This is a genomic window from Flavobacterium sp. ACN6 (assembly GCF_002304005.1).
Lineage (GTDB): Bacteria > Bacteroidota > Bacteroidia > Flavobacteriales > Flavobacteriaceae > Flavobacterium.
Map to the genome: position 1 here is coordinate 1 of NZ_MRCQ01000020.1, position 17,705 is coordinate 17,705.

At 34.9% G+C, this 17,705-nt stretch carries 11 protein-coding genes; 7 read left to right on the forward strand and 4 right to left on the reverse strand.

All coding sequences use genetic code 11. The annotated features are described in order from the left end of the window. Positions 1 to 212: 212 nt before the first annotated feature. From BSF42_RS21260 to BSF42_RS21275, 4 genes are all read right to left on the reverse strand, one after another. Entirely contained in the window at positions 213 to 1,601 is a 1,389-nt protein-coding gene (locus tag BSF42_RS21260; RefSeq protein ID WP_095955113.1) for an aminopeptidase P family protein, read from the reverse strand. Between the two features lie 27 nt (positions 1,602 to 1,628). Further along, complete coding sequence (locus BSF42_RS21265) at positions 1,629 to 3,779, reverse strand: DPP IV N-terminal domain-containing protein (RefSeq protein WP_095955114.1); 2,151 nt, start codon at positions 3,777 to 3,779, stop codon at positions 1,629 to 1,631. Positions 3,780 to 3,814: 35 nt separating this feature from the next. Next, on the reverse strand, positions 3,815 to 5,485 hold the full coding sequence (locus BSF42_RS21270; protein ID WP_095955115.1) for a M1 family metallopeptidase: 1,671 nt from the start codon (positions 5,483 to 5,485) through the stop codon (positions 3,815 to 3,817). A gap of 162 nt (positions 5,486 to 5,647) precedes the next feature. Then, positions 5,648 to 6,502: an AraC family transcriptional regulator gene (locus tag BSF42_RS21275; protein WP_095955116.1), complete on the reverse strand. Its 855-nt coding sequence runs from the start codon at positions 6,500 to 6,502 to the stop codon at positions 5,648 to 5,650. Positions 6,503 to 6,685: 183 nt separating this feature from the next. Between BSF42_RS21275 and BSF42_RS21280 the strand changes: the two genes are divergently transcribed. The 7 genes from BSF42_RS21280 (at position 6,686) to BSF42_RS21310 (ending at position 17,250) form a co-directional block, all read left to right on the forward strand. Beyond that, complete coding sequence (locus BSF42_RS21280) at positions 6,686 to 7,600, forward strand: dihydrodipicolinate synthase family protein (RefSeq protein ID WP_095955117.1); 915 nt, start codon at positions 6,686 to 6,688, stop codon at positions 7,598 to 7,600. A 53-nt stretch (positions 7,601 to 7,653) separates the two neighbouring features. Then, positions 7,654 to 9,237: an aldehyde dehydrogenase (NADP(+)) gene (locus BSF42_RS21285; RefSeq protein WP_095955118.1), complete on the forward strand. Its 1,584-nt coding sequence runs from the start codon at positions 7,654 to 7,656 to the stop codon at positions 9,235 to 9,237. A 2-nt stretch (positions 9,238 to 9,239) separates the two neighbouring features. Continuing rightward, positions 9,240 to 10,250: a 4-hydroxyproline epimerase gene (locus BSF42_RS21290; protein WP_095955119.1), complete on the forward strand. Its 1,011-nt coding sequence runs from the start codon at positions 9,240 to 9,242 to the stop codon at positions 10,248 to 10,250. A gap of 156 nt (positions 10,251 to 10,406) precedes the next feature. Then, complete coding sequence (locus BSF42_RS21295) at positions 10,407 to 12,704, forward strand: S9 family peptidase (RefSeq protein WP_095955120.1); 2,298 nt, start codon at positions 10,407 to 10,409, stop codon at positions 12,702 to 12,704. 34 nt (positions 12,705 to 12,738) lie between these two features. Then, the gene (locus tag BSF42_RS21300; RefSeq protein WP_216360295.1) at positions 12,739 to 14,526 is read left to right on the forward strand and encodes a DUF885 family protein; all 1,788 of its coding nucleotides are present in this window, start codon (positions 12,739 to 12,741) and stop codon (positions 14,524 to 14,526) included. 14 nt (positions 14,527 to 14,540) lie between these two features. Then, complete coding sequence (locus BSF42_RS21305) at positions 14,541 to 15,791, forward strand: FAD-binding oxidoreductase (protein WP_095955152.1); 1,251 nt, start codon at positions 14,541 to 14,543, stop codon at positions 15,789 to 15,791. Between the two features lie 46 nt (positions 15,792 to 15,837). Next, positions 15,838 to 17,250: an APC family permease gene (locus tag BSF42_RS21310; protein WP_095955121.1), complete on the forward strand. Its 1,413-nt coding sequence runs from the start codon at positions 15,838 to 15,840 to the stop codon at positions 17,248 to 17,250. Positions 17,251 to 17,705: the final 455 nt, after the last annotated feature.

Consider the following 17,705-nt stretch of genomic DNA (forward strand, 5'->3'; position numbering starts at 1 on the left):
CTATTTCTTGAACAATTTGAAGTTTTAAAGACATACTGTAATCTTTCTGTGTACGCTTAACATAGCGCAATTCTTGATCTTTTTCCATAATGATACTTTTTGTGTATCGCTATTTCAGGACAAGACATGAATTCAAAAAAAAAAACCGTCTCCTAATTTGAGACGGTTTTTTGAATTTTTATGTGAATGTTATAAAGGACTATTTCATAAATCTAATAATTCCTTAATGCTTCAATATCTTCTGCTGTTTTAGCAAGAGGTTTTCCTAATAGTTTATAAGAATCTTTAGTGATAAGAAAATCCTCTTCGATACGAATTCCGCCAAAATTTCTGTAGTCTTGAACTTTATCATAATTTATAAATTCACTGTGTTTTTTTTCTGCCTGCCATTGATCTATTAGTTCTGGTATAAAATAAATTCCGGGTTCTACGGTTAGGACAAATCCCTCTTCAAGTTCTTTTGCCAGACGCAGGGATTTTAATCCAAATTCGGTACTCTTTTTTAAAGTATCTGTGTAGCCTACATATTCTTCGCCTATGTTTTCCATGTCATGCACATCCATTCCCATCATATGGCCTAGACCGCATTGAAAGAATAGGGTATGAGCACCTGCAGCTACGGCTTCATCCAAATCTCCTTTTACCAAACCAAGAGACTTCAATCCAGTTAAAATTTCCTTGCATGCGGTAAGATGTGAATCTCTAAAGAAAGTTCCAGGTTTTAGAGTGGCTATTGCGGCTTCTTCGGCTTGCAAAACAATATTATAGATTTCTTTCTGCTTCGATGTAAAGGTGTTTGAAACAGGAAAAGTTCTTGTCATGTCTCCTGCATAGTGCATGTTATTTTCGGCTCCAGAATCACATAAAACCAATTGTCCTTCCTGCAAAATAGTATTGCCTGCATGATTGTGAAGATATTGTCCGTTGACGGTTAGAATTATCGGAAATGCAAGCTGACCGCCCAGACTAATTGCTGTGCCTTCAACTTGTCCTGCAATTTCATATTCGGTCATTCCCGGACGCGCGCTTTGTATTGCTTTTAAATGCATTGCTGCAGTTATATCTACGGCTTTTTCAATCTCAATTAGTTCTTCGTTTGTTTTATAAGAACGCTGTGCAATTATGGCCTTTGATAATGCAATGGATGATTTTTTTGCTATATCACTAGGATGAATGGCTAACCAATAACTTAATTTTAAAGTAATTGCTGCACGATAAGGTGCAAGAAAATGGATTGTACGTTTTTGCTGTAAAGCATCTTTTAGTACAGCTTCTACAAAAGAGAAAGGCTGTACGGTTGTAATTCCTGATTTTTCTGCATCACTATTTAATGAGTCTTGTGGTCCAACCCAAACGGTTTGTTCGATTGTCAAATTATCGCCGAAAAGTATTTCGAGATCGGCATCAACATCGATTATTAAAAATAAAGAAGGACGATCTATCCCCGCATAATATAAAAAACTGCTGTCTTGTCTAAAATGATAAATATTATCCTTGTAGTTCATTCCAACTTCTTCATTTCCGGGAAGAATAATTAGACCTGAACCAATTGCTTTTTTTAAGACTTGTCTTCTATTTATATAAGTTTCTTTACTAAACATATTTTTTAACTTCTGTATTAAATGATATTATCTGCCTCCGCCAGGGCAGTGTTCTTTTAAGTATTGCGTAAATAATTGAGATAGATGTGCTGTTGTTCCTTCGCCCTCATCTATACTGTGCGTACGATTAGGATAAGTCATCATTTGAAATTGTTTTCCATTTTTTACCAATTCGTTAATAAGCATTTCCGCTCCCTGATAATGCACGTTATCATCGCCAGTACCATGGATCAGTAATAAATTACCTTGAAGCTTATTGGCATAAGTAATAGGAGAGCCTTTTATAAAAGGTTCTTTATTTTCTTGAGGTAATCCCATGTAACGTTCCTGATAAATATTATCATATAGTAATTGGTTCGGAACGGCCGCAATAGCAATTCCTGTTTTATAAATTTCAGGATATTGAAATAAAAGGTTCAATGTAGTAGAGCCTCCGCCGCTCCATCCCCATACAGCAATTCGATCTTTATCTACAAATGGCCATTTAAGTATTTCTTTAGCAGCCATCGCCTGATCTCTTGTGTTTATAATGCCTACGTTTTGGTAGATCGATTTTCTCCATTCTGTACCTTTTGGAACTGGAGTTCCTCTTCCGTCTAAACTTATTTGGATGTATCCATCTGCCGCAATATCGCCATTATATAAAAAAGTCTCAGCATAACCAGCGGCATCTTTTACAGTTGCACCTGCAGGTTCTGTGTAAACATAAAACAAAACGGGATATTTTTTAGAAGAATCAAACGGAGTTGGTTTGATCATCCATCCATCAAGGGTAACATTATCAGCTGTTGTAATCTGAATCATTTCTACATTACCGCTCCCAGTCATGTTACGGTCATTTTCTTTTATTGTCTTTTGAGTAGAAATATTTATCCATTCTGATATTTTTTGGTTTTTATGGTTAGAAAAACGATGTTCAGCATATTTTGCATCAGGAGATAGTCGGTAAGTGTGCGTGCCGATTTCAGCAGCTGGAGATACTTTTATGAGTTTTCCTTTTCCGTTTAATGCCGTTTTGTACAAATATTGCTGTGTAGCATTTTCTGGAGAAGCCAAAAAGTAAACAAAACCACTTTTTTCATCTACCGCTTTAATATCTATAACATCATATTTTCCATTGGTAACCAGAGTTTCTGTTTTTCCGTTTTTACTGATTCGGTACAAATGCTTCCAGCCATCTTTCTCGGATAATGAAAGAAATTCTTTTCCATTATTAATCCATTTCCAGCCTTCATTTTCAGTTGTTAATACATCGATCCATGAATTGTTTTTTTCTGAATAAATCTGATTTACTTCGCCATTTTTGGGATCACATAAAAAGAGTTTAGCTTCGTTTTGTTTGCGATTTAATTGTTCCAGCAATATAGAAGAACCGTCAGGAATCCATTGCATTAACGGAATATAATGTTGTTTGGAGTCACCTGGAACTTTCATCCAAGTTGTCTGCTGTGTCGCGATATTTACCACGCCAACTTTACACGCCGAAGGATCTTCTCCAGCTTTTGGATATTCAACAGGAATTGTATAAGAGTATATAGAATCTGTATTGTTGATCATTAAGAAGTTTTTGATTTTGGTAGCGTCAATCTGCCAGAATGCAATACTTTTTCCGTCAGGACTCCAGCGGAAACCATCTCTGCAATTAAATTCTTCTTCGTAAGCCCAATCAAAAGTTCCATTAATTAATCGGTCAGTTCCATCCACAGTTAGAGCTGTTTCTTTGCCCGAATTAAGATCTTCAACATATAAATTATGCTTGCTCACATAAGTGATAGAATTGTTGTCTGGTGACAGTTTAGCAAACATTAACGACGATTCCGGCCTGCTTTTTCCAATCTGATGCAATTCATTTGTTTCTCTGTTAAAAAGCCAGTAATCACCTCGCGTTTCCAGTCTCCACACTTTTTTCGAATTGGTGTAAATCAAAATTAATTTTTCATTATTACTAAACTCAAAGTCTTTAATCTCCAGAGCGTTATTGCTTCCTTTTGCAGTAAGCTGTTTGGCATCAGTAATTTTTGTTCGAGTAAAGTTGGGTAATTCGTACTGTATTATTTCTCCTTTTTCTATGGTGTAATAACTATTGTTATTAGCTGCCCATTTTAGTTTTTGAGCATCGGCTTTTAGAAAAAAAAGAGTTAGAATTAAACAGAAAAAAAGAGTGATTGTTTTTTTCATTGTGTGGAAATAGACTTAAGTTAAGGAATGAATTTTTATTTTATGTTTGTTTCAAAGATAGGATTTATGTAATACATTTTTGTAATTGAAGCGGCATCAAATAGAGACAATTGATCTTTTGATATTACAGCATTCTGCCATTGATCTGTAGGTATTATTTTGATTTTTTCTTTCTCATTTTTTAATGTAAGCGGTAAATTAAAACCGCTTACACAGTTACTGTAGCGGTAATACACTTTGGTTTTGTCTTTATCAAAATAGAATTCAAAACTAGGAATTTGTGTCGTTTTAAGATATTGGTCATAAACTTTACTGTAATTAAAATGAAGCTTTTCAGAAATATAATTTTCGATCTGTTTTGAATCTACAGTCTGATGATAAAATTCTTTTCCTAATCCTCTGATTACTTCTCGAAATAAGGTGTCATTATCTACTCCATGTCGAATTGCATGAAGCATATTTCCTGCTTTTGGATACATATCGCCGCTTCCTTGTGCATTGACATTATAATCGGGTATAATTGGTCTGTCGTTTTTTATTCCTTGACGAGTTCCCGCATTATATTCATTACCCGCTTGTCTGCCAAAGATATAATCGACAAAAAGAGTTTCGCTGTAATTCGTAAACCCTTCATGCACCCACATGTCGGCAAGGTCATTTGTTGTTATATTATTGCCAAACCATTCATGTCCGCTTTCATGAATAATAATAAAATCCCATTTCATTCCCCATCCAGTTCCAGACCCGTCATTTCCTCGATATCCTGGTTTATATTGATTGCCGTAAGAAACAGCACTTTGATGTTCCATTCCTGTATGTGATGTTTCTATCAGCTGATAACCGTCTTCGTAAAAAGGATATGGCCCCATCCAATATTCAAATGCATTTAACATATTATGCACTTCTTTTGGCATATAGTTTTTTGCCTTTTCTAAATTATAGTCCAAAACCCAATAGTTTAGGTCTAAGCTGCCTTTTTCTCCTTTGTAAGTTTCTTGAAAGTTGACATATTTTCCGATGTATGGAATGATGCAGTAATTACTTATTGGACTTACAACAGCCCACTTATAAGCGGTTGTTCCATCATTATTTTTTTTCTTAAATTCTAGTCTCCCGTTCGCGATTGCAGTTAAAGAATCAGCAACAATCATGGTTAAACTTGCGCCTTTATTAGGTTCGTCACTTTGATGATCTTTACACGGATACCATACAGATGCACCGAGACCTTGGCAGGCGACAGTCATCCACGGACGGCCCAGGGAATCTTTAGTCCAGATCCAGCCGCCATCCCAAGGTGCTTTTATTGCCTCATGAACTTTTCCGTGATAGAATATAGAAAGTTTATTAGTTGTTTTAATTTTAGATTTAGGCGTTTTAATATACCAAACACCATTTTCTTTTGCGAAACTTAATTTGTTTCCAGATTGAATTACACTGTCAATAACCAAAGGAAGCTGCAGGTCGATCTGCATTTTAGTACTGCTTTTTTCCTGAACGGTTTTGTACGTTATAGTGTTACTGCCAGATATTAATTTATTGTCGTAATCGGGTTTTACAACTATATCATAACGTAACACGTCCCACCATTGTCTTTCGGGAGTCAAACTGCCTCTTAATGTATCTGAAAGCGTATACGTTTTCGTTTTTTGTGCAAAAGAAATTAAATTAAAACACAAAAAAACAAGAGTAAAATATTTTCTAATCATGGTATTTTAAGATTGATATGTTTAAAAATTTAGCTGCGCTGCAAAACTTTTTGTTACAAGAAAAAAGTGTAGATTTTCAAAAGTATGCAGATTTAGTTGATTGAAGCTAGACTTTTATTATCAATATATAATAGAATATTACTTAAAAAGTACCGAAAGCTATTAGGATTTAATAAGGGAGTTTTTAAATTCAAAAGGGGTTTTCTTTTTGATTTCTTTAAATTTTCTGTTGAAATTTGAAATGTTATTAAAACCGCTCAATTCAGAAATTTCGATGATCGATAGTTCCTTGTTTTTCATAAGAAGTTTTGCAGCATGTTCGATTCTTATTTCTATCAAAAATTGAAAAAAAGTCTTTTTAGTACGTGTTTTGAAATATTTGCAAAAAGCATTTTTTGTCATGTTTGCAATCTGGGCAATTTCGTCCAAGGTGATGTTTTTTTGATAATGTGTCATTACAAAATCAAAAACCATCTGCATTCGTTTCCCTTCGGCGTCGGTAAAGGGTTTATTAAAAACATAATTAGAAAGATGTTTTTTGTCAGACTGGCTAAAAGATTTCAGCATAGACATTAGAAGAATAAAGCGGTCATACTTATCAACTTCTTTAAACTTTTTAAATTTCCTTATAATAGATGGTTTTGCATCTCTAATTTGTATTCCATTTTTAATAGCGGTAAAAAAAGGCTCAACTATATTTAATTCTGGTAAATTGAAAAACCCTTTACCAAAACCATTTTCGGTAAAGAAAACAGTGTACATAACAGACATTCCTTTACTTTCAGTAATATCACTTTTAAAAACATGGGGTAAATTGCTTCCTAATATAATAATGTCTCCTTTTTGATATTCGGTAATCATATCACCAACTAAAATTTTACCTTCTCCTTTTTTTATATAGCTAATTTGAATTTCTTCGTGCTGATGATATTTATCATAAAAAATAGTTTCGCAGTCTTCTTGATAAATAAATGCTTCTTCACTTGATTTCGGGATTTTAAATGGAAAAACTTTCATTGCGTAATTATTTTTTATATTTTACGGAAAGATATAAAAATTAATAAAAGATGGATTAAAATTAATCTAGTTTTTGTTAAAATCTTATAAATGAGATAATATTGTATAGGTTTTTGATAATATTCTTAGATGAAATTTTTAGTACCCCTCGATACCTTTGAAATAAATAAAAATAGAAAAATTATGAATATTCAATGGAAAGGGGTAATGCCAGCTGTTACCACAAATTTTACAGCTGAAGACACTTTAGATTTTAAAATGTTTGAAAAAAATCTTACTTATCAATTAGATGCTGGAGTAGAGGGCATTATTCTTGGAGGAACTTTAGGTGAAGCAAGTACACTTTTAGAAGAAGAAAAACAAGCTTTAATTCTGGAAACTGTCCGCATAGTTGATGGTAAGGTTCCTGTGATAATGAATATTGCAGAACAAACAACACGCGGCGCTATTGAAGCGGCAAACAAAGCCGAAGCTAATGGAGCAAGAGGTTTAATGATGCTGCCTCCAATGCGTTATAAAGCTACAGATTACGAAACTGTTGAATATTTTACACAAGTAGCGAAAAATACTTCTTTACCTATTATGATTTATAATAATCCAGTTGATTATAAGATTGAGGTAACCTTAGATATGTTTGAAGAACTTCTAAAATTAGATAATATTCAAGCTGTTAAAGAATCTACAAGAGACATTTCAAATGTAACAAGAATAATCAATCGATTTGGAAGCAGGCTGAAAGTCCTTACAGGAGTTGATACATTAGGTCTTGAAAGTTTACTAATGGGCGCCGACGGATGGGTTGGAGGACTTGTAGATGCATTTCCAGAAGAAACTGTTGCAATTTATAAATTAGCGAAAGCAGGAAGAATTCAAGAAGCTTTGACTATTTACCGTTGGTTTCTGCCTTTATTAGAACTTGATATTAATGCACAGTTAGTACAGAATATTAAGCTGGCTGAGGTAGGAACAGAATTAGGAACAGAATATGTTCGTGCGCCGAGATTACCACTAATGGGAGATGAGAGAAAACGTGTTTTGGCGATCATAGAAAATTCATTAAAAAACAGACCTGTACTGCCAGAATATAAAAGCCTGTAGTCAAACTGTTTTTTTTCAATTTTAGAATTACTTAACCCTATAATAACGAATACATGATTACTGGAAAAAATTACATAGGAAGTCAGCTGTCAGCCAGTGGCGATAAAACATTCAAAACGTTTAATCCGCAGGAAAACAGAGATAATCCTTGGCAGTTCACCGAAGCAAGTAATGAAGAAATAGAATTGGCAGCAGCTCTTGCTGATAAGGCATTTTTAACATTTCAGAAATGTACTGGTAAAGAAAAAGCGCTCTTTCTAAAAGCAATTGCCGAGGAAATAACAGCTTTAGGAGACAGCTTGTTAGATGTATATTGTCAGGAATCTGGTCTGCCTAGAGGACGCGCTGAAGGCGAAAGAGGAAGAACTATCGGACAGTTAAATGCTTTCGCTGATTTAGCAGCTGAGGGTTCGTGGGTAGAGGCAGCAATCGATACCGCTATTCCTGACAGAACACCATTGCCTAGGGTCGATCTGCGTAAAATGATGCGTCCTTTAGGAACAGTAGTTGTTTTTGGATCCAGTAATTTTCCATTCGCTTATTCTACCGCTGGCGGTGATACAGCATCTGCATTGGCCGCTGGATGTCCGGTTATTGTAAAAAGCCATCCGATGCATGCAGGTACTGGAGAACTAGTGGCTTCGGCAGTTATTAGAGCGGCTCAAAAAACGAATATGCCAGAAGGTGTTTTTTCTAATTTGAATAGCAGCGGTATTGAAATAGGAGTCAAACTAGTACAACATCCTTTGGTTAAGGCAGTCGGATTTACAGGAAGCATAAAAGGAGGTCGTTCTTTATATGATTTAGCTGCACAGCGTGAGGAGCCAATTCCGGTTTTTGCAGAAATGGGAAGTATAAATCCTGTTGTAATCCTGCCGGAAGCCTTAAAGCATAATTCTGAAAAATGGGCAGCTGCAAGTGCGGGTTCCATAACATTAGGAGCAGGACAGTTTTGTACTAATCCTGGATTGATACTCGGAATAAAAAGTGATTATTTAAAAACTTTTACAGATCAGTTGTCGGCTGAAATTTTAAAAATTTCGCCAAGCTGTATGTTAAATCCGTCCATTTATAAAAATTATCAGTCCAATAATCAGCTGTTAAGTTCGCAAAATGGAATTGAAGTTGTGGCAGAATATTCTCAAACAGAGAATCCTAATTATGCTTCGCAAAAAATACTGACCGTTTCAGGCAAAACCTTTTTAGAAAATCCAGTTTTGCACAAAGAGGTTTTCGGACCTTTTTCAATACTAGTGCAATGTCAAGACGAAATTGAACTGGTAACGATAATAGAAAAATTAGAGGGCCAGCTGACTGGTACTATTTTGGCCGAAGAAAATGAGATTGAAAATTATGAAGAAGTTATAGATGCCTTAGGGAACCGTGTTGGGCGAATAATTTTTAACGGATTGCCAACAGGGGTTGAGGTTTGTCCAGCAATGGTGCATGGCGGGCCTTATCCTTCTTCTTCAGATTCTAGGTTTACTGCCGTTGGAATTGACGCCATTAAACGATGGGTGAGACCTTTTAGTTATCAAAATTGGCCAAATAATAAGCTTCCTGAGGCACTTCAAAATGAAAATCCGCTTGGAATTTCCAGATTAGTTAATAATGTTCAAACAAGAGATGTAATTTAATTATGGCTAAAAAAACTTTTTTTTGTGTAGATGCACATACCTGCGGAAATCCTGTTAGAGTTGTTGCTGGCGGCGGTCCAAACTTAATAGGGGCAAACATGAGTGAGAAAAGGCAGCATTTTTTGAGCCAATATGACTGGATTCGCAAAGGATTGATGTTTGAGCCTCGCGGACACGATATGATGAGCGGCAGTATTTTATTTCCGCCAAGTAATCCTGAAAACGATTTTGGTATTCTGTTTATCGAAACATCGGGTTGCCTGCCTATGTGCGGACATGGTACAATTGGTACAATTACGATTGCCATCGAGGAAGGATTAATAAGTCCTAAAATTCCAGGAAAAATCAATATGGAAGCGCCTGCGGGACTTGTCAAAATTGAATATAAAGAGGTTAATAAAAAAGTAGAATGGGTTAAATTAACGAATGTAAAATCGTATTTAGCGGCTGAAAATTTAACAATAGACTGCCTAGAATTAGGGGAGTTAATTTTTGATGTTGCTTATGGCGGCAATTATTATGCAATTGTAGATCCGCAGCAAAACTTTTCAGGAATTCAGGATTTTACAGCCAGTAAGATTGTTCAATACAGTCAGGTTGTGAGAGCAAGGATTAACGAAAAATATCCTAATCTGTTTATTCATCCTGAAAATGATACCATAAGAGATGTGAGTCATATGTTGTGGACAGGCACACCATTGGATCCCGCTTCATCAGGAAGAAATGCTGTTTTTTATGGAGATAAAGCGATAGACAGATCACCTTGCGGTACAGGTACATCGGCAAGGATGGCGCAATTGCATGCGAAAGGGCTGCTTAAAAAAGGAGACGAATTTATACATGAAAGTTATATCGGAAGTAAGTTCGTAGGCAGAATTGAAGAAGAAACTTCGATAGGCGATCTTAAGGCAATTGTTCCCAGCATTCAAGGATGGGCAAAAGTGTATGGTTACAACACCATCATAATTGATGAGGAAGATGATCCATATGCACATGGATTTCAGGTTTTGTAATTCAATTTCCTGAATTAACAGTTTTTTATTTTCTACAATTTGTTTACGTATTGCGAATAGGCTTATAGTCTGCTTTCTGGCAGCCTTTTTCTATTCGCAGACAGATTTTTGTTTCTATAATTATAAATAGGGAAGTCTCCTTGTATTTGGATAACTATGAAAAATAAAATAAGCATTCTTGCCTTTTTAGGATTGTTTTTGGGCTGTAACTTATATGCGCAAGATAAAGAAACGACGCAATATCGCCCCTCGAAAACCGAAATTTTAGAACGTTATAAAAAAGCGCTGCAGCTTGATGCAGCAGTTAAAAATACTGTTTTTAAGACTAGTATAAAACCACAATGGCAAAGTGATGGAAAATCGTTTTGGTATTCTAATGTTTTAAAAGACAGTCTTATCGAATATATTGTAGTTGATGCAGAAAAAGGGACAAAAAATATCTTGTTTGATGAACCAAAACTAAAAAATGCCTTAAGCACTCTTGCAAAAATAAAAGCTCCACAAAAAAGCTTAGTTATTGACAGTATCAATTATGATGCTGCAGCGAAAGTGATAGCGTTAAAATATGATAAAAACTATTATCAGGTTAAGCTTTCAGATTACAGCATTCAAAAAATCACCTCTCTTCCTAAAGATGTTACAAAGTATCCTAGTTTAAATCATCAATGGCAAAGATGGAATTCCTTTCGTACAGACAGCATTTCACCCAATAAAAAATGGCTCGCTTTTATAAAAGATAATAATGTATTTATTAAACCAGCTGCTGGAGGAGATCCGATTCAATTTACCAAAGACGGAACAAAAGAAAAACCATACGGCTCTCTAGCGTGGGCGCCAGATAGTAAATATATTGTGGGATATCATATTACTCCCGTTGTCGATTTACCAGTTCATTATGTTTTAACATCGGTTGCCAATACTACTCGCGGAGAATTGCATTCACAGCCATACAAACAACCGGGAGATCCTTTTACAACTTATGAAATGTATTTGTTTCATGTTGAAAATCAAAAAACAGCAAAAGTAAACGCACCACTAATTGATTTTTTTGATGCTCCAGAATTACATTGGCGAAAAGATAATCCTAGTTATTTCACTTTCGAAAAAGTAGATCGAGGCCATCAAAGATTTAGAATTTTTGAAGTTAGTGCTCAGACTACAGAAATCCGCTCTGTGGTTGATGAAAAAGTAAATACTTTTATTTACGAGTCAAGATTGTTTACGCACTATCTTAAAGAAAGTAATGAAATTGTGCTGTCTTCAGAGAAAGACGGCTGGAGACATCTTTATCTTGTTGATGTTATAACGGGTAAAGAAAAAAAACAAATTACAAAAGGCGAATGGGTTGTTCGAAGCATAGACAGCATCGACGAAAAAAAGAGAGAAATATGGTTTTCGGCAAGCGGAATGAATCCGAATGAAGATCCTTATTATGTGCATTATTACCGTATCGGTTTTGATGGAAAAAAATTAGTAAATCTTACTCCTTCAAAAGGGAATCATATTGTTACTTTTTCGAACAATAAACAATATTACATAGATTCTTACTCAGAGCCTAATGTAGCGACGAGCATTGAACTTCATCGCACTTCAGATGGAAAAAAAATAATAGATCTTGAAAAATCAGATGCCGCGGCTTATCTCGCTACAGGAATGTCTCTGCCAGAACCTTTTCATGCAAAAGGCAGAGACGGTGTTACAGATATTTGGGGTATAATATGCCGTCCAGCAGATTTTGATCCCAATAAAAAATATCCTGTTATCGAAAGTATTTACGCAGGTCCGCAGGATTCTTTTGTTCCAAAAAATTTTATGGATAGATACACTACAGAGATGCAGAGTTTAGCACAGTTAGGATTTATAGTGGTGCAAATTGATGGCATGGGTACGGCAAATAGATCAAAAGCTTTTCATGACGTCTGCTGGAAGAATTTAAAAGATGCTGGTTTTGAAGATCGAATTTTATGGATCAAAGCTCTGGCAAAAAAATATTCGTATGTCGATGATTCTAGAGTAGGGTTGTATGGTACTTCTGCTGGAGGGCAAAATGCTTTAGGAGGTTTATTGTTTCATCCAGAATTTTACAAAGCTGGAGTGGCGGCCTGCGGCTGTCATGATAATCGGGTTGATAAACAATGGTGGAATGAACAATGGATGGGATATCCTGTTGGAGAGCATTATCAAGAACAGTCTAATGTTACTAATGCGGGCAAACTTACAGGGAATTTACTTTTAGTAATTGGTGAAGCCGATGAAAATGTGCCTCCAGAATCTACTTATCGAGTTGCCGATGCCTTGATAAAAGCGGGAAAAACGTTCGAATTTCTGCCTCTTCCAGGTGTTGGTCATAGTGATGGCGGACCTTATGGAAGACAAAGAAAACGTGATTTTTTTGTAAAGCATTTATTAGGAGTAGATCCTCCTAGTCGAAATAATAATGAATTAAATCAGTAATCGCTTTCAATCATTTAATTACACCAAACCAACCATGATTAAAACCAAAAAAAATAGAATTCGTTTTTCTCTAGTATTGTTTTTAATTGTCTTATGGCCTGCATTATTTTTTGGACAGAATTTCAGTTCAGATTTGTATTTGCAAACCAGCGAAGTAAACAATACAATGGTGCATTATGAAGCCGATAAAGGAAGCATAATGCGGTTTTATGCTGCCAATAGTAATGCTGATACTTTTGGAATACCATACGATGAGAATAATTATAATACTCCCGAACGAAGAACCCGACGGTTACAATTAATTTCAGATTATAAAAAAGTACTGGAGGGATTAAATTTCGACGCTATGAATATCAATGGCAAAGTAGATTATATTTTATTTAGCAGAAATTTAAGTAATGAAGAATATGAATTAGTGCAGCAGCAAAAATTATACAACAAGATAAAAATCTATTTTCCGTTTGACGAAAAAATTTATGCCTTAGAAAAACCACGCCGAAGAGGAATTAAAGTTAATGGAGAAATAGCTGCCAAAGAATTAGAAGATTTACGCAAAGCAATCAATGAACAAATCAAAAGTGCAGCAAAAATAGAAGGTCTGGATAAAGCTTCTTCAGAATTTGCAGTTTTAAATGCGAAAGGTTTACAGGAAATTTTGAAAAACTATTTTGACTTTTATAATGGTTATGATCCCTTGTTTTCTTGGTGGGTTCCTAAAACGTATACTGAAGTTGATGCAGCTTTGGCAGAATATGCAATTCTGTTAAAATCAAAAAGAAAAGATACTAGTACACAAAAAGAGGATGGGAGCGGTATAGTTGGAAATCCCATAGGAAGAGAAGAATTAATCCGTCAGCTGCAAACAGAATTTATACCTTATTCACCAGAAGAACTGGTAGCGATTGCCAATAAAGAATTTGCCTGGTGTGATGCGGAATTATTAAAAGCTTCCCGCGAAATGGGCTTTGGGGATAATTGGAAAGCAGCGCAGGAGAAAGTTAAAAATTCTTTTGTAGCACCAGGAGATCAGCCGCAGGCAATGCTCGATTTGTACAATCAGTCTGTAGATTTTTTAAAACTCCATAATCTTTTAACAATACCGCCAATTGCAGAAGAGAGCTGGCGAATGTATATGATGTCGCCCGAAGCGCAGAAAATAAATCCATTTTTTCTAGGCGGTGAATCTCTTATCATTTCTTACCCTACAAGCACTATGTCTTATAGCGATAAAATGATGAGTATGAGAGGGAATAATCCAAATTTTTCTAGAGCTACCATTCATCACGAATTAATTGCAGGTCATCATTTGCAGCAATTTATGAGAGATAGATACAAAGCCTATCGCCATTTTGATACTCCATTTTGGGTTGAAGGAAACTCATTATATTGGGAAATGCTACTATGGGATTTGAAATTTCCTCAGACACCGCAGGATAAAATTGGAATGTTGTTTTGGAGAATGCATCGATGTGCACGAATTATTTTTTCTTTAAACTATCATTTAGGAAAATGGAGCCCGCAGCAATGCATCGATTTTTTAGTAGACCGAGTGGGACATGAACGCGCCAATGCAGAGGGAGAAGTGCGCCGGTCATTTGTTGGCGGTTATAGTCCATTATATCAAATTGCCTATATGTTGGGCGGATTGCAGTTTAATGCATTAAAAGCGGAATTAGTCACAAGCGGAAAAATGACTTATCAGCAATATCATGATGCAATTTTGAGAGAAAATGCAATGCCAATAGAATTGTTAAGAGCATTATTAACCAATCAGTCCTTGCAGAGAGATTTTAAAACCAGTTGGAAATTTTACAAACTTTAGATATAAGCACATTTATGAAACATGTAATAGTAATAGGGGGCGGAATTATAGGACTTAGCTCGGCATTTTATTTACAGCAAAGTGGCTGTAAGGTTACCGTTATAGATAAAGACAATTTCGAAAACAATTGTTCCTATGGTAATTTAGGATATGTTTGTCCGAGTCATTTTATACCATTGGCAGCACCCGGAATAGTGTGGCAGGGATTCAAATGGATGTTTAATTCTAAAAGTCCTTTTTATGTAAAGCCTTCATTGAATAAAGCGCTGCTAGATTGGGGAATAAATTTTGTAAAAAGTGCTACAGAAACAAATGTCAGCAAATCGGCTGTTCCGCTTCGAGATATATCGTTATTGAGTCAGAACGAATTTTTAGAATGGGCAAAAATTCCAGGATTTGAATTTGCATATGAACACAAAGGAATGCTTGAAGTTTTTCAGACAGAAGGTGTTGCTAAACACGCTGAGCATACTGTTTCAAAAGCAAAAGAATTAGGTCTCGATGTAAACTTATTGGACCATTCCGCCTTGCAGGCATTAGAGCCTCAGACAAAAATAAATGCAATAGGAGCTGTCCAGTTTAATTGTGATGCGCATGTTTATCCAAATAAATTAATGAAAGTTTTAAAAGAACATTTATTAGCAAATGGTGTTGATTTCAAATATGGAGAAACTGTTGTTTCTTTTGAAAAGGAAAACAGTGCTGTTAAAAAAGTAATTACTAACCAGCAATCTTATGACGCAGATGAAATTGTGATTGCAACGGGAGCATGGACCAAAGAAATTGCTGCCTTAGTAAATGCTAAAATATCGCTTATGCCGGGAAGAGGTTATTCTATAACATTAGAAGATTCGATTTATAAAGTCAATCATCCAATGATTCTGGCAGAAGGGAGAGTAGCAATAGCACCAATGGATGGTAATAAAATTAGATTTGGAGGTACAATGGAGGTGGTGCCAACAACCGAAAAGCCCCAATATGAGCGTATTAACGGCGTGTTGAATGCAGTTAAAGATTTCCTGCCAGAGTTTGATATTCAAAAACCAGCAGATGAAAATATCTGGTATGGTTACAGACCTTGTTCTGCAGATGGACTCCCTTACATTGGGCGAATAAAAAAATACAATAATGTTATTGTTGCAACCGGACATTCCATGATGGGACTGAGTCTTGGTCCAGGTACAGGAAAATTGGTTTCAGAATTAGTGCATAGAAAAGCCACCAGTATTAATGTAGATGCTTTTGAAGTGGAAAGATTTGGGTAGATAAAACTTTTTTAACAGATTTTCATTCAATATAAAAACAAAAAATATGGAATCAACAACAGAAAAAAATAATTTCAAAAGATCATTAGGATTATTAGATGCTACTATGATCGTTGCTGGTTCCATGATTGGGTCAGGAATCTTCATTGTTAGTGCAGACATAATTCGGAATGTAGGCTCAGCAGGTGCTTTATTATTAATTTGGTTGTTTACTGGTTTTCTTACAATAGCTGCCGCTTTAAGTTATGGAGAATTAAGCAGTATGTTTCCTAAGGCAGGAGGGCAGTATGTTTATTTAAAAGAATCTTTCAATTCACTTACAGGTTTTTTATACGGATGGAGTTTTTTTGCAGTTATACAAACAGGATCAATCGCAGCGGTTGGTGTTGCTTTTAGCAAATTTGCGGCGTATGTTTTTCCTTCATTAAGCGAAAACAATATTATTATAAACTTAAATTTTCTACAAATATCTGCAGCACAATTAACTTCTATAATTCTTGTTGTTTTTCTTACCTATATCAATACAAGAGGAGTTAAAGAAGGAAAAATAATTCAGACCATTTTTACCATGGTAAAATTAATTGCATTATTCGGACTTATTATTTTTGGTTTTATACTCGCCGCAAAAGCAGATATCTGGAAAGCAAATTGGAGTACAGGTTTTTCTATAAACAAATTAGAAGGAAATACGCTTGTTCCTTACTCAGGATTTGCTGTTATGGGAGCCTTAGCGGCAAGTCTTGTGGGCAGTTTATTTAGCAGTGATTCATGGAATAATGTTACGTTTATTGCTGGCGAAATAAAAAATCCTTCTAAAAATATTGGGAGAAGTCTTTTCCTAGGCACATTGATTGTAACCTTGATTTACATTGCAGCCAATATGATGTATTTATCGGTTCTTTCTATAAACGAAATTGCACATGCCGAGAACGATCGTGTGGGTGTAGCAGCATCACAGCAAATTTTTGGAAGTTCAGGAACTTATATCATCGCGATATTATTAATGGTTTCTACTTTTGGATGTAATAATGGTTTAATACTCTCAGGCGCACGTGTTTATCATACTATGGCCAAAGATGGATTGTTTTTTAAAAAAATAGCACATTTGAATAAAAATGGAGTGCCTGAAAAAGCATTATGGATGCAGTGTATTTGGGCATCAGTACTCTGTTTAAGCGGGAAATATAATGAACTTTTGGAGTATGTAATTTTTGTTGTTTTAATATTTTACATTTTAACTATTGCAGGAATTTTTAGACTTCGTAAAACAAAACCAGATTTAGCGCGCCCATACAAAGCCATTGGGTATCCAGTACTGCCTTTTATTTATATAATTTCGGCTTTAACTATTTGTATTATGCTGTTAATCTATAAATACAATTCTTCAATTCCGGGATTAGCCATTGTACTTTTAGGAATACCCATTTATTACTATTTTGTAAATAAAGACAATAAATAGTATTACTGCTTTATAAATAATAAAACCTTTTAATTCTTTATAAAAAAGGGATTCATTTGCTATTTGTTTTTTTTCTTAAAGGATGCTTATTAAAATACCAAACTGCCCATCTCAATTAATAGTTATTAATTAGGATGGGCTTTAATTTTTGCCAATATCTCAATTTTTTGAATAAATTTTATTATTTGATCATTTTAGGTGTTTAATTTTATGGTTTATTTATCTAATTAAATAGTTTTGTATTATTTATACTGTAGAATTAACATTTTTTTTTAAAATAATATTTTTTTTATTCTGTTTTGATTAAAAAAATGCAATAAGAGGATAATATAATACAGCTTTCGGATAAATTGTTGGCTTTCTTGAGATTGGTTATCATATAACTTTACAAGTGTTTAAAATACACAATTGAATATTTTGTGTATTGAAAAGAAGAATATTTTAACTAAACAAAA

Excerpts from the sequence above, each read along its gene's own strand:
- BSF42_RS21300 (WP_216360295.1), top strand. The coding sequence starts at position 12,739 with ATGATTAAAACCAAAAAAAATAGAATTCGTTTTTCTCTAGTATTGTTT.
- BSF42_RS21285 (WP_095955118.1), top strand. The coding sequence starts at position 7,654 with ATGATTACTGGAAAAAATTACATAGGAAGTCAGCTGTCAGCCAGTGGC.
- BSF42_RS21275 (WP_095955116.1), bottom strand. The coding sequence starts at position 6,502 with ATGAAAGTTTTTCCATTTAAAATCCCGAAATCAAGTGAAGAAGCATTT.
- BSF42_RS21305 (WP_095955152.1), top strand. The coding sequence starts at position 14,541 with ATGAAACATGTAATAGTAATAGGGGGCGGAATTATAGGACTTAGCTCG.
- BSF42_RS21290 (WP_095955119.1), top strand. The coding sequence starts at position 9,240 with ATGGCTAAAAAAACTTTTTTTTGTGTAGATGCACATACCTGCGGAAAT.
- BSF42_RS21295 (WP_095955120.1), top strand. The coding sequence starts at position 10,407 with ATGAAAAATAAAATAAGCATTCTTGCCTTTTTAGGATTGTTTTTGGGC.
- BSF42_RS21280 (WP_095955117.1), top strand. The coding sequence starts at position 6,686 with ATGAATATTCAATGGAAAGGGGTAATGCCAGCTGTTACCACAAATTTT.
- BSF42_RS21260 (WP_095955113.1), bottom strand. The coding sequence starts at position 1,601 with ATGTTTAGTAAAGAAACTTATATAAATAGAAGACAAGTCTTAAAAAAA.
- BSF42_RS21265 (WP_095955114.1), bottom strand. The coding sequence starts at position 3,779 with ATGAAAAAAACAATCACTCTTTTTTTCTGTTTAATTCTAACTCTTTTT.
- BSF42_RS21270 (WP_095955115.1), bottom strand. The coding sequence starts at position 5,485 with ATGATTAGAAAATATTTTACTCTTGTTTTTTTGTGTTTTAATTTAATT.
- BSF42_RS21310 (WP_095955121.1), top strand. The coding sequence starts at position 15,838 with ATGGAATCAACAACAGAAAAAAATAATTTCAAAAGATCATTAGGATTA.